Genomic DNA, 12,468 nt, shown 5'->3' on the forward strand with positions numbered 1-12,468 from the left:
GTGGTCTCATCATGGTGCGTCCTGTTTTCCATGCGGCCCTTGCGGCCTTCCTCGCCGCCGCCCTGACCGCCTTCGCGCCGAGCCCCGTGGCGGCCCAGGCGCCGCCCGCTCCGCTCGCGGCCTATGGCGCCCTGCCGTCGCTCGAGCTGGTGCAAGTGTCGCCGTCCGGCCGCCGGCTGGCTTTCGTCACCGTGTCGGGCGAACAGCGTGTGCTCGTCCTGCTTGACCTTGAAACTCGTGCCCAGATTGGCGGCGTGGATTTCGGCCAGGCCAAGGTCCGCGATCTGGAATGGATCGGCGAAGAGCGGGTCCTGATCACCACCTCCAAGACCGAGACCGTGCCTCAGCTTGGCCTGTTCAACGCCGAACTGTTCTCCGGCCAGATATACGACCCCGGAGCCAACCGGATCGTGGCCATGCTGGCCAACTCGCGCGGCCTGTTCCCGGCCCTGTTCAGCACCCCAGACGTCATCGACGCAGCCGGGGGATCCCAGGTTCTCGTCCGCGCCTTCTCGTTCGAGAACCCGGAGCGAACCGACCTCTTCAGCATCGATCTGGCGACGGGCCGCGCCCGGCTGGCCGAGGTCATGGGCGTCGCCGTCACCGACTACATCCTGGGCGCCGACGGCGAGTCGATCGCCCGCAGCGAATACGAACCGCGCTCCCAGACCTGGAGCCTCTATCTGCGTCAGGGCGGCTCCTTCCGGAAGACCTGGGACACAACGGCGCCGATCGATCAGCCCAATCTGATGGGGCTGGGACTCAGCGGCGACAGTGTCATCCTCGCCGCGGAACGGCCCGACCTGAGCCAGCCTGGCCGCGAGGACGCCGAGGTCTTCGACGTCAATCTGGCGTCCGGCGACTGGCGCGCCGTGCGGTTCGATTTCAATCCTCAGGCCCTGGTGTTCCATCCGGCCACCCATCGCCTCATGGGGGCGACACGGCTGGACGACGACGGCCGTCGCTACGCCTTCGCCGACCCCCAGGCCCGGCAGCTGTGGGAGACGGGGGCGCGGGCATTCGCAGGCCGTTCGCCTGAGCTGGTCAGCTGGAGCGACGACCTCAGAAAGGCTGTGGTCTTCACCAGCGGTCCGCACGATTCCGGTTCCTACCACCTGCTCGATCTCGATGCGGCCCGGTCACCCCGGCCGGCGGCGCCTATGCCGCGATTACGCCGGATCAGGTCGCCCCGATGCGCAGCATCACCTATGCCGCTGGCGATGGACTGCAGATTCACGGCTTCCTGACCCTGCCGCCGGGGCGCGAGGATGCGCGCGGCCTGCCGCTGGTGGTTCTGGCCCATGGTGGTCCGGCGTCTCGTGACATCGTCGGGTTCGATTGGTGGGGCCAGGCCCTGGCGTCCCGCGGCTATGCCGTGCTTCAGGCCAATTTCCGGGGCTCGACCGGCTATGGCGATGCCTTTATGGAGGCCGGCTATGGCGAGTGGGGTCGCAAGATGCAGACCGACCTGTCAGACGGCGTCCGCTATCTTGCGGAACAGGACCTCATCGATCCGCAGCGCGTCTGTATCGTCGGCGCCAGCTACGGCGGCTATGCGGCGCTCGCGGGCGTGACCGTTCAGCAGGACATCTATCGGTGCGCCGTCTCCGTGGCCGGGATTTCCGATCTGCGCCGCATGGTCGAGGAAGAGGCGTCGGACGGCGCGAGGCGCGAGAACGTCACCGTGCGCTACTGGAACCGGTTCATGGGCGCCGACCGTCTGGGCGACAGGTCGCTGGACGAGCGTTCGCCGGTGAAGCTGGCGGAACAGGCGGGTGCGCCGATCCTGCTGCTGCATGGTCGCGACGATTCCGTCGTCCCCATCGACCAGAGCCGGATCATGGCCACCGCTCTGCGCCGCGCCGGCAAGCCGGTCGAGTTCGTCGAGCTTGAAGGCGAGGACCACTGGCTTTCGCGCGGCGACACCCGCCAGCGCATGCTGACCGAAACGGTGGACTTCCTGCAGGCGAACAACCCGGCGGATTAGGCCGCTTCCGCCTCGACGACAGTCGACCCCAGCGCCAGGCGGATGGCGTTCAGCAGGGTGTCCGGCTGGATGGGCTTCTGGGCGACGCCGTTCATGCCGGCCGCGACATAGTCGGCCTCGTCGCGGGGATCGGCGTTGGCGGTCAGGGCCAGGATCGGCGTGTGCCCGGCGGCGCCGGGCAGGCGGCGGATGGCCCGGGTCGCGGTGACGCCGTCCATCACCGGCATCTTGATGTCCATCAGGATCAGGTCGAACGGCCGCAGCGACGCCGCCTCCAGCGCCTCGGCGCCGTTCTCGGCCGTCTCGTGGGTGCAGCCGAACATCTCCAGCAGGCGGGTGGCGACGAACCGGTTGGTGGCGTTGTCGTCTGTGACCAGCACATGCAGGGTCTCGTGCGGCGTCGGCTCCGCCACGACCTCGGCGACGGCGCGCGTCTCGGGCCCGCAGTCGGGAAGGTCGAGCGAGAACCGGAACCGCGCCCCGCCCCGGGGCGAACGGGTCAGGCCGATCGTCCCACCCATCCGCTCGACGATCTGGCGACAGATGGCCAGGCCCAGCCCGGCGCCGGCGCCCTCGCGCCCGGCCTGACCGGTGTTGAAGGGCTCGAAGATGGTCGCGGCCGCATCGTCCGGCACGCCCGGGCCGCTGTCGTCGACGATCGCGTCGAGCCGTATGGCTCCAGCGATCCGGCGCGAGGCGAGTGACACGACGACCTCGCCGACCTGAGTGAATTTCAGTGCATTGCCGATCAGGTTGTTGAGCAACTGCTTGATCCGCATCGCGTCGGCCATGACCCAGTCGGCGCCGTCGGTGTCGCAACCGACGGTCAGGATCAGCCCCCTTTCCTCCGCGCGCGGCCGCCACAGTGACTCTACATCGGCGCCGACGCCGTCGATACGGAGGGGCGCGGGATCGACTGTCAAGATGCCGGCCGAGGCCCGAGACATGTCCAGTGCGTCGGTCAGCAGCCTCAGCAGCGTCTGGCCGGAATCCAGGATGGTCTCCACATAGGGGCGCAGTTCTTCCTGCTCCAGCTTGCGCTGGAGGAGGCCGGCCACGCCCAGAACTCCGTTCAGCGGCGTGCGGATCTCGTGACTCATCACCGCCAGGAACTCGGACTTGGCGCGGCTGGAGGCCCGGGCCTCGGCCTCGGCGACCGCCAGGTTCCGGGCCAGCAGTCCCATCTCCTCTGCCTTGGTCCGGTACAGGGCCGCCCCGGCCTGAAGGATCTGCACCCCCGCGCCGACGCCGACATAGAGACCGTTCTCGACCACGATGAAGCCGCGCAACAGCATGTTCAGTTCGGCGGCGTCGACGGTATGGAAGAAGGTCTCGGCGCTGGCTCCGGCCTCGGCCAGGGGGGGATTAGCGTCCATCAGGCCGGACACGGGCCGGCGGGCATAGAGGGCGCGCCCGAACTCGGCGGCCATCTTCAGGGTGAAGGCGTTGCGCTCGATCAGGCCGAGCGGTCGGCCCTCCGGATCGACGACCGCGATGGCCAGGGTATTGGGTTCGTTCTGGAACCGGTCGAACACCACCGAGCCCGGCGTCTCTGGCGAGACCGGCTCCACTGCGTCCACGAAATCGCCGATACGGGCCATGCACACTCCTTGCGGAGCCGCTGATAGGGGCCGCGCCTTAATGCAGGCTTTGCCGTTCTTGAATTTTTTGCAGCAGTTTCAAAGAAATCTGATCGTGGGCGGATTGAATAAGATTGGGGGTGGCTGTGCACGCCGGGGATCTCGAATTTCAAGTTGCGGCGGCGGCGCACGGTCGTAGGGTTGGGATGCTGCAACTTGCGGGGGTTCGATGTCGGTCTGCAATCGTTGGCGCGGCGGTCTCGCCGGTCTGTTTATGTGTCTCGTCCCTCCCGTGTCGGCCCAGGCCCAGGACACGGCCCCGATCGAGGCCTACGGCGCCCTTCCGGCCTATGATCTGGTCGAGGTGTCCGCCAGCGGCGACCGCATGGCCTATGTCGCCACGACCGGGGAAGACCGCAGCCTGATCATCAACGACCTCAACGACATGTCGCTGATCGGCGGCGTCCGCGCCGGCGAGGTGAAGGTGCGCGACATCGGCTGGGTCGGCGAGGACGACGTCTATATCTACAGCACCGCCACCCAGGTCGCGGCCAGCCTGGGGATACGCCGGGCCGAGTTCGCCGACCTCTCGCTCTATGATATTCCGACCCGCAACGTCGTCATGGCGCTGAACCGCATCTACGGCCCGACCGGGACGCTCAACCGTACCGAGGGCACGCTGGGCAAGGTCGCCGGCGGACCGATCGTGCGTACCATCGACGGCGAACCGACCCTGACCGTGGCGGGCACGGGCTACCGGGGGCTCGGCCTCTATCGGATCGACCTGACGACCGGCGCGGGCCGGGAGGTGCACGAACAGGCCCAGGCGGGCAGCTATCTGCTCGACCAGAGCGGGGAAATGCGGGCGCGCGTCCGTTACGACGGCGACGAATGGGAGCTGCAGGCCCGTCTCGGAGGTTTCTGGCGCACCGTCTGGCGCGCCGATGCGCGCATCGACACGCCGGGTCTGGCCGGATTCGGCCAGACTGCCGACGAGGTCGTCCTGGCCGGCGAAATCGACGGCAGGCCGGAGGGCTATTACAGCGTCAACCTTCAGAGCGGCGAGATATCGCCCCTGCCGTTTGAGGGCCGGGTGACCGGCCTGATCCACCATCCGCTCAGCCGACTGCTGATCGGCGCCGCGATCGAGGGCGAGGGCGACCGGACGATCCGGCGGTTTACGGACCCAGCGGCGGAAGGAGTCTGGCGTTCGGTCGAAGCGGCCTTCCCGGGGAAACAGGTCTCGCTGCGCTCCTGGTCGGCGGACCTTCGCCAGATCATCGTCTTCACCCAGGGCGACGGCGATTCCGGCACCTGGCAACTCGTCGATCTCGACCGCCGCAGCGCCGAGATCGTCGGGGAAGCCTATCCTGATATCCAGGGCGACCGGGTCGGCAGGATCATGGCGGTCCACTACCCCGCAGCCGACGGGATGGAGATCCCGGGATACCTGACCCTGCCGCCCGGGGTGACCGAGCCGGCAGGCTTGCCTCTCGTGGTGCTTCCGCACGGAGGGCCGGCGGCTCGCGACAACCTCGGTTTCGACTGGTGGGCCCAGGCCCTGGCGTCGCGCGGCTATGCCGTGCTGCAGCCCAATTTCCGCGGCTCGGACGGCCTGGGCAAGGCCCATCTGGAGGCGGGCTATGGCGAATGGGGCCGCAAGATGCAGACCGACCTGTCCGACGGCGTCCGCTGGCTGGCGGCCCAGGGCTGGGTTGATCCGGCCCGCGTCTGCATCGTCGGCGCCAGCTATGGCGGCTATGCGGCCATGGCCGGCCCCACGCTCGACCCCGGAGTCTACCGTTGCGCCGTGTCCGTCGCGGGGGTCTCGGACCTGCGTCGCATGGTGCAGTGGGAGGCCGATCAGGGCGGTCGGCGCGACTCTCCGGTGGTGCGCTACTGGAACCGCTTCATGGGAGCGGGCCGGCTCGGCGACCGCGATCTGGATGCGATCTCCCCCGCCGCCCAGGCGGCCCGCGCGGACGCCCCGATCCTGCTGTTGCACGGGCGCGACGACACTGTGGTGCCGATCGAGCAAAGCCGCTTCCTGGCGGAGGCGTTGCAAAGGGCCGGCAAACCCTACGAGTTCGTCGAACTGACCGGCGAGGATCACTGGCTCTCGCGCGCCGCCACCCGGCGACGGATGCTGACGGAGACGGTTCGTTTCCTCGAAACCCACAACCCCGCCCACTGACCGGGGCATCGACGCCGGGGGACGGCCCGCCTAGTAACGCCTCATGTCCTCTTCGCCCGCCGATCCCGCCCCGAAAGCCAAGGCTCCGGCGCTGGCGATGCTGTTCCTGATCGTCTTCATCAACCTGGTCGGGTTCGGCCTGGTGGTGCCGCTGCTGCCCTTCTTCGCCCAGAGCCTGAACGCCGAGCCGTGGCAGATCACGGTGATGTTCTCGGCCTATTCCCTGGGTCATTTCTTCGCCGAGCCCTTCTGGGGCCGGCTGTCGGATCGGATCGGAAGGAAGCCCGTCCTTTTGATCACGCTTGTGTCCAACGCGGTCGGCTATCTGGCCCTCGCCTTCGTGCCGAACATCTGGCTGGCGGTGGCGGTGCGGCTGTTCACAGGGCTGGGGGCCGGCAACGTCTCTACGGTGCAGGGCTATGTGGCCGACGTGACCCCGCCGGCCGAGCGGGCCGGCCGTATGGGGATGATCGGCGCGGCCTTCGGCATGGGCTTTATCGTGGGGCCGGGCCTCGGCGGCATCCTGACCCAGCCGCAGCTGGGGCATATCGGCTACCAACTGCCGATCTTCGTCGCCTCGGCCCTGGCCGCGCTCGCCGCCGTCGGCGTGATCGTGTTCCTGAAGGAGAGCCGCGCCAGGGCTGATCCGGCCGTGCCCCGTCCCGGCTTCATGTCCGGACTGCATGATGCGCGGGCCGATCCCGTCGTGTCGCGCGTCCTGCTTGTGACCCTGATCTACATGGCCGGCTTCTCGGCGATGGAGAGCGTGTTCGGCCTGTGGGCCGAGGACCGCTACGCCTGGGGCCCCCGCGAGGTGGGTCTCAGCTTCATGATTGTCGGCATCGTCTCGGCCCTGAACCAGGGCCTGTTCACGGGCAAGCTGGCCAAACGGTTCGGCGAGACCCGAGTGCTGGCCACGGGGATGTTGCTGTTCGGCGGCTCGCTGGTGCTGCAGGCTATCGCCCCCGTCGCCTGGTTCCCGGCCGTCACCCTCGACTTCGGCCTCTTCACCCTGCCGGTCGTCCAGGGCTGGAGCATCCCGATCATCATGGCGCTGGGCGCTTGCGGCATGTCGATGGCGATGCCGAACATCTCGGCCATGATCTCGCGCGCGACCCCGCCGGACCGTCAGGGCTCCATGCTGGGGCTGAACATGGCCACGGGCTCGATCGCCCGCATTTTCGGCCCGCTCGTCGCCGGCGCCCTGTTTTCGGGCCTCGGCCACAACTGGCCCTTCCTGGTCGGCGCGGCCCTGACGGTCCCGGCGGCGATCATCGCCATCAACGCGGGGCGGGCCTTGCGGCGGGGCCCGACGACGGCCGGCGTCCCCGCGGAGTAGACTCCGCTTGCCTTTGAGCGCCGGTTCCCCTACTAGCCGCGCCTTCGCGTAACGAACCGCCGGGCTAACAGGCATGCCTGGGCGGTTCCTAATCCCGGCCACCATCCACCCTCGGGCTCAAGTAGCCCGACCGGACGGTAGCCCCAAAAGAGAGTGGAAAATGCCGAAACTTAAGACGAAGTCGGGCGCCAAGAAGCGCTTCTCTTTCACTGCGACGGGCAAGGTGAAGTCCGGGGTTGCGGGCAAGCGTCACCGCTTGATCAGCCACAACTCCAAATACATCCGCCAGAACCGCGGCACCAAGGTCATGGCCGACGCCGACGCCAAGAAGATCAAGTCCTACATGCCGTACGCGTAAGCGTAGGCGGCACATCAGACCCGATCTCACCGCATTGAATTTGAATTCGGGCCCTCAAGCAGCAAGCGACCGCGTCGCGAGCGTTAGGGCCCTTCCGAAGAAAGACACATCATGGCTCGCGTAAAAAGGGGCGTCGTATCGCACGCCCGTCACAAGAAGGTTCTCGAACAGGCCAAGGGCTTTTCGGGACGCCGCAAGAACACCATCCGCACGGCCAAGGCCGCCGTTGATCGCGCCGGGCAATACGCCTACCGCGACCGCCGCATCAACAAGCGCAACTTCCGCGCCCTGTGGATCCAGCGCATCAACGCCGCCGCCCGTCAGGAAGGCTTCACCTACTCGCAGTTCATCCACGGCCTGTCGAAGGCCGGCATCGAGCTGGACCGCAAGGTCCTCGCCGCGATCGCCATGGACGGCGTCGGCTTCTCGGACATCGCCGCCAAGGTGCGCGAAGCCCTGAAGTAGGACTGATCCGGTCCGCCGGAACGATCAAAAGCCCTCCGGTTCGCGCCGGGGGGCTTTTTGCTTTCGCCCCCAGCCGCTAGACGATCCGCACCATGCCAGACTCTTCAACGCCTCTCGCCGTTCTCGAACTTGAACTGATCAACGCCATCGGCTCCGCGACCACCGTCACCGAGGTCGAGGCCGTGCGCGTCGCGGCTCTCGGCAAGACCGGGACCATCTCGGGCCTGCTGAAGGGCATGGGCGCCATGAGCCCCGACGAGCGCCGCGAACAGGGGCCGATGATCAACGGCCTGCGCGACCGGGTCTCCTCCGCCATCGCTGAAAAGAAGGCCGAACTCGAAGCCGCCGAACTCGACGCCCGCCTCAAGTCGGAACACATTGACCTGACCCTGCCGGCCCGTCCGCGCCGCAAGGGCGGGGTCCATCCGACCATGCAGGTCATGGACGAGATGATCGCCCTGTTCGCCGAGATGGGGTTCGCCGTCGCCGAAGGCCCGGACATCGAGGACGACTTCCACAACTTCACGGCCCTGAATTTCCCGCCCAAACACCCGGCGCGGGAGATGCACGACACCTTCTTCCTGAAGCCCGACCCGGAGACGGGCGAGCGCAAGGTCCTGCGCACCCACACCTCGCCGGTCCAGGTGCGGACGATGATGTCGCAGACGCCGCCGATCCGCATCATCGCGCCCGGCCGCACCTTCCGTAAGGACTCCGACGCCACCCACACCCCGATGTTCCACCAGATCGAGGGGCTGGTGATCGGTAAGGACATCCACATGGGTCACCTCAAGACGACGCTGGAGACCTTTGTGGCGCGGTTCTTCGAACTGGACGGCGTCGACGCCCGCTTCCGCCCGCACCACTTCCCCTTCACCGAGCCCTCGGCCGAGATGGACATCCGCTGCGACCGTTCCGGCGGCAAGCTGGTGCTCAACGAAGGCGACGACTGGCTGGAGATCCTCGGCTGCGGGATGGTGCATCCCAACGTCCTGCGGTCATGCGGCATCGACCCGGACGAGTGGCAGGGCTTCGCCTTCGGCATGGGCGTCGATCGCATGGCCATGCTGAAGTACGGCGTGCCCGACCTGCGGCCGATGTTCGAGGCCGACATCCGCTGGCTGGCCCACTATGGCTTCTCCGCCTTCGCCGCCCCCAACCCGGCCTCCGGCCTGAGCTGACATCATGACCGACATCAACCCGTCCACCGCAGCCGCCCCGTCGCCCGACGTGACCCGCACCGCGTTCGAGGGCGAATCGATCTGGCTGCCGCGCCTCTCGGTCGAGCATCTGAACGCCGGTCATGACGCGATCCGCGGCAAGACCTTCACCGAATGCCTGATCGAGGGTCCGGCGGTCATGTTGCCGGCCGGCGACGTGGTCTTCGAGGACTGCCATATGGGCACGGCCGCGAGCCCGCAGAACCTGCTGCTGGCGCCGGTTGGAGACCTGGTCACCGGCGCCATCGGCGTGGCGGACTGCCGTTTCGTGCGCTGCCGCTTCCTCTATGTCGGCTTCGTCGGTCACGAGGCGTTCCGCGAGATGTTCGCCGCCGGCGTGCCCAGCCTGTCCAGCCTTCAGGAGTCCGGCCAATGAGTTTCATTGATCCCGTGCAAGGCCTGCCGATGACCGGCCTCGGTCGCCCGTTGAACATTACCGATGACCTCGGCAAGCGCGCCTTCGTCAACGAGGACATGGCCCTCTACGACCTGTTCGCCTTCCACCTTCGCCACGGCCGTTCGATGATCGAGGGCATCAGCTTCACGGGCTGCCGCATCGAGGGCCCGGCGATCATGCTGATCCTTCCAGGCACGACCTTCGACGCGGTGAATTTCGGCGAGTCCAAGGGCGACATCGGCAACCTGGTCCTGCGCCCGGTGCGCAACATGGCCATCGGGGCGATCCCGGTGATCAACTGCACCTTCCAGAACTGTGAGTTCCACGCCCTGGGCTTCACTGGCAACGAACAGATCCTCAGCGAAATCCTCGCCATCAAGGCCGTCGGCTGACGCCCGCCTTCACTTCGACTTCCAGGAAAGCCTGATCCCGTGAAATTCACCCTGTCCTGGCTCAAGGACCATCTGGAAACCGACGCCGAGGTCCACGTGATCGCCGAGGCCATGACCATGGCCGGGCTGGAGGTCGAGCATGTCGCCGACCCGGCGGCCGCCCTGGCCCCGTTCACGGTGGCGAAGATCGTCTCGGCGACCCGGCACCCGAACGCGGACCGGCTCCAGGTCTGCCAGGTCGAGACCATCGACGGCATGAAGGAAATCGTCTGCGGCGCTCCGAACGCGCGGGCAGGCCTCACCACCATCTATGCTCCCATCGGCGCCTGGGTGCCCGGGCTCGGCGTCACCCTGGTCGAGAAGCCGGTCCGCGGCGTGGTGTCCAACGGCATGCTGTGCTCGGCCTCCGAACTGAACCTGTCCGAGGAAAGCGACGGCATCCAGGAACTGCCGCCCGAGATCCCCATCGGCACGCCCGTCGCCAAATTGTTCGGCGCCGAGCCGGTCATCGACTTCGAGGTGACCCCCAATCGCCCCGACTGGCTGGGCGTGGCCGGAATCGCCCGCGACCTGGCCGCCGCCGGGGTCGGCACGCTGAAACACTATGACGTCGCCACGGTGCGCGGCGCCTTCCCCTCGCCGATCTCGGTGCGGCTCGACGCGCCGGAGATGTGCCCGGTCTTCGCCGGCCGCGTCATCCGGGGCGTGCAGAACGGCCCGTCGCCGGCCTGGCTCCAGACCCGGCTGACCGCCATCGGCCTGCGCTCGATCAACCGTCTGGTCGATGTCACCAACCTGATCGCCTATGACCGTGCCCGGCCGCTGCATGTCTATGACGTGGCCAGGCTGGTCGGCTCCGGGATCGTCGTCCGCGCCGGCCAGATCCCGGCCGCGACGCCGAGCCAGAAGGGGGGTGAGCACGAGCATCTGATCGCCCTCGACGGCAAGACCTACACCGTCGACCCGACCATGTGCGTCGTCGCCGACGCGGGCGGCGAACGCCCCATCGGCCTCGGCGGCGTCATGGGCGGCGAAAGCACGGGCTGTTCCGACGAGACGACCGACGTCTTCCTCGAAAGCGCCTGGTTCGACCCCATCGTGACGGCCCAGACCGGCCGGACCCTGACCATCTCCTCCGACGCCCAGTACCGGTTCGCGCGCGGCGTCGACCCGGCCTCGGTCGTGCCCGGCATCGAACTGGCCACCCGCCTGATCCTCGACCTCTGCGGCGGCGAGCCGTCGGAGATCGTGCTGGCCGGCGAGCATCCGGCCAATCCGCTGCCGTTCGCCTTCGACCCCGCCTATGTGAAACAGCTCTCGGGCATGGAGCTTGAGGACGACCGCATCGGCGCCATCCTGGGCCAGCTCGGCTTCCTCGTGCAGGCCGCCCCCGCCGGTTCCGCCCAGCCCTGGATCGTCACCCCGCCGTCCTGGCGTCGCGACGTCGAGGGCAAGGCCGACCTGGTCGAGGAGGTCGCCCGCATCCATGGCTTCCAGCACCTGCCCAACACGCCCCTGCCGGATCAGGGCGCGCCGTCCAAAGGCGTGCTCAACCCGCGTCAGGCCCGCGTCCGCATCGCCCGCCGCGCCCTGGCCTCGCTCGGCTATTCGGAAGCCGTCACATGGTCCTTCACCAGCCGGGAGACCGCCGCCCTGTTCGGCGGCGGCGACGAAAGGCTGATCGTCGATAATCCGATCGCCTCGGACCTCGACTGCATGCGGCCCTCGGCCCTGCCCAACCTGATCCAGGCCGCCGCCCGCAACGCCGCGCGCGGACACGGCGATGTCGCCCTGTTCGAGATCGGCCCGATCTACCTCGGCGACCAGCCGAACGACCAGCGCACCGTCATCGCCGGCCTGATCAGCCCGCGCGCCGCCCGTCACTGGGCCGGCTCGGGCGACGACGCCCTGTTCGCGCTGAAGGCCGATCTGATGGCCGTGCTCGACGCCGTCGGCGCCCCGACCGCGTCGCTGCAACTGGCGCAAGGATCGAACCGCGACTGGTGGCATCCGGGCCGCTCCGCCCGGCTTCAGCTGGGTCCGAAGACCGTCGTCGCCGAGTTCGGCGCCGTCCACCCGCGCGTGCTGAAGGCGCTCGACGCCGACGGCCCGATCCTGGCGTTCGAGATCGTGCTCGACGCCGTGCCCGAGCCCCGGTCGAAAGCCGGCGCGACCAAGGCCCGCGGCAACGCCGACCTGCCCAACCTCATGCCCCTGACCCGCGACTTCGCCTTCGTGGTCGAGGACGACAAGGCCGCGGGCGATCTCGTCCGCGCCGTCCAGGGCGCTGACAAGGCCCTGATCGCCGAGGTCCGGGTGTTCGACGTCTATCGCGGAGCAGGCGTGCCGGAAGGCTCCAGGTCGGTGGCGCTCGAAGTCGTCGTCCAGCCCCGCGAGGCCACCTTGACCGACGTCGAAATCGAGGCTCTGTCGGCCAGGGTCGTCGCGGCGGCCGGCAAGCTGGGTGCGACGCTTCGAAGCTAGCCCTTGATCCCTTCGCGCCCTTTCGGCCAGAACGGACGGGACTGAGGGGGAC

Annotated in this window: 11 protein-coding genes; 10 read left to right on the forward strand and 1 reads right to left on the reverse strand. The window is 68.2% G+C overall.

What is annotated here, in order from left to right; translation table 11 throughout:
• Window positions 1-11 precede the first annotated feature (11 nt).
• The gene (locus tag ACP7AZ_RS08000; RefSeq protein WP_426037802.1) at window positions 12-1,247 is read left to right on the forward strand and encodes a hypothetical protein; all 1,236 of its coding nucleotides are present in this window, start codon (window positions 12-14) and stop codon (window positions 1,245-1,247) included.
• The gene (locus ACP7AZ_RS08005) at window positions 1,193-1,987 is read left to right on the forward strand and encodes an alpha/beta hydrolase family protein (protein WP_426037804.1); all 795 of its coding nucleotides are present in this window, start codon (window positions 1,193-1,195) and stop codon (window positions 1,985-1,987) included. Before ACP7AZ_RS08000 ends, ACP7AZ_RS08005 begins: the two co-directional genes overlap by 55 nt.
• Here ACP7AZ_RS08005 and ACP7AZ_RS08010 read toward each other — a convergent pair.
• Complete coding sequence (locus ACP7AZ_RS08010; protein ID WP_426037806.1) at window positions 1,984-3,588, reverse strand: ATP-binding protein; 1,605 nt, start codon at window positions 3,586-3,588, stop codon at window positions 1,984-1,986. The genes ACP7AZ_RS08005 and ACP7AZ_RS08010 overlap by 4 nt on opposite strands.
• Window positions 3,589-3,796: 208 nt before the next feature.
• Here ACP7AZ_RS08010 and ACP7AZ_RS08015 point away from each other — a divergent pair, with 208 nt between their 5' ends.
• From ACP7AZ_RS08015 to pheT, 8 genes are all read left to right on the forward strand, one after another.
• Complete coding sequence (locus tag ACP7AZ_RS08015; RefSeq protein ID WP_426037808.1) at window positions 3,797-5,761, forward strand: alpha/beta hydrolase family protein; 1,965 nt, start codon at window positions 3,797-3,799, stop codon at window positions 5,759-5,761.
• A 43-nt stretch (window positions 5,762-5,804) separates the two neighbouring features.
• Window positions 5,805-7,100 (forward strand): MFS transporter, encoded by a 1,296-nt coding sequence (locus ACP7AZ_RS08020; protein ID WP_426037810.1) that lies wholly within the window; start codon window positions 5,805-5,807, stop codon window positions 7,098-7,100.
• 160 nt (window positions 7,101-7,260) lie between these two features.
• Window positions 7,261-7,458, forward strand: coding sequence for a 50S ribosomal protein L35 (gene rpmI, locus ACP7AZ_RS08025; protein WP_131250811.1), 198 nt, complete (start codon window positions 7,261-7,263; stop codon window positions 7,456-7,458).
• Window positions 7,459-7,569: 111 nt separating this feature from the next.
• Window positions 7,570-7,923, forward strand: a complete 354-nt coding sequence (rplT, locus tag ACP7AZ_RS08030; RefSeq protein ID WP_303696636.1) for a 50S ribosomal protein L20 — start codon at window positions 7,570-7,572, stop codon at window positions 7,921-7,923.
• A 92-nt stretch (window positions 7,924-8,015) separates the two neighbouring features.
• Window positions 8,016-9,104: a phenylalanine--tRNA ligase subunit alpha gene (gene pheS, locus ACP7AZ_RS08035; RefSeq protein WP_426037812.1), complete on the forward strand. Its 1,089-nt coding sequence runs from the start codon at window positions 8,016-8,018 to the stop codon at window positions 9,102-9,104.
• A 4-nt stretch (window positions 9,105-9,108) separates the two neighbouring features.
• A complete protein-coding gene (locus ACP7AZ_RS08040) occupies window positions 9,109-9,519 on the forward strand; it encodes a hypothetical protein (RefSeq protein ID WP_426037814.1) in 411 nt (136 codons plus the stop codon).
• Window positions 9,516-9,932 carry a hypothetical protein gene (locus tag ACP7AZ_RS08045; RefSeq protein WP_426037816.1) on the forward strand — a complete coding sequence of 139 codons (417 nt, stop codon included), beginning with the start codon at window positions 9,516-9,518 and terminating at the stop codon, window positions 9,930-9,932. Before ACP7AZ_RS08040 ends, ACP7AZ_RS08045 begins: the two co-directional genes overlap by 4 nt.
• Before the next feature lie 39 nt (window positions 9,933-9,971).
• Entirely contained in the window at window positions 9,972-12,416 is a 2,445-nt protein-coding gene (gene pheT / locus ACP7AZ_RS08050) for a phenylalanine--tRNA ligase subunit beta (RefSeq protein ID WP_426037818.1), read from the forward strand.
• The last annotated feature ends 52 nt before the right edge of the window (window positions 12,417-12,468 follow it).

Origin of the sequence: Brevundimonas sp. DC300-4 (genome assembly GCF_049897365.1) — a bacterium.
Lineage (GTDB): Bacteria > Pseudomonadota > Alphaproteobacteria > Caulobacterales > Caulobacteraceae > Brevundimonas.

Coding starts and splice junctions, on each gene's coding strand:
- ACP7AZ_RS08010 (WP_426037806.1), bottom strand. CDS start 3,588: ATGGCCCGTATCGGCGATTTCGTGGACGCAGTGGAGCCGGTCTCGCCA.
- ACP7AZ_RS08005 (WP_426037804.1), top strand. CDS start 1,193: ATGCGCAGCATCACCTATGCCGCTGGCGATGGACTGCAGATTCACGGC.
- ACP7AZ_RS08000 (WP_426037802.1), top strand. CDS start 12: ATGGTGCGTCCTGTTTTCCATGCGGCCCTTGCGGCCTTCCTCGCCGCC.
- pheS (WP_426037812.1), top strand. CDS start 8,016: ATGCCAGACTCTTCAACGCCTCTCGCCGTTCTCGAACTTGAACTGATC.
- ACP7AZ_RS08015 (WP_426037808.1), top strand. CDS start 3,797: ATGTCGGTCTGCAATCGTTGGCGCGGCGGTCTCGCCGGTCTGTTTATG.
- ACP7AZ_RS08020 (WP_426037810.1), top strand. CDS start 5,805: ATGTCCTCTTCGCCCGCCGATCCCGCCCCGAAAGCCAAGGCTCCGGCG.
- ACP7AZ_RS08045 (WP_426037816.1), top strand. CDS start 9,516: ATGAGTTTCATTGATCCCGTGCAAGGCCTGCCGATGACCGGCCTCGGT.
- ACP7AZ_RS08040 (WP_426037814.1), top strand. CDS start 9,109: ATGACCGACATCAACCCGTCCACCGCAGCCGCCCCGTCGCCCGACGTG.
- rplT (WP_303696636.1), top strand. CDS start 7,570: ATGGCTCGCGTAAAAAGGGGCGTCGTATCGCACGCCCGTCACAAGAAG.
- rpmI (WP_131250811.1), top strand. CDS start 7,261: ATGCCGAAACTTAAGACGAAGTCGGGCGCCAAGAAGCGCTTCTCTTTC.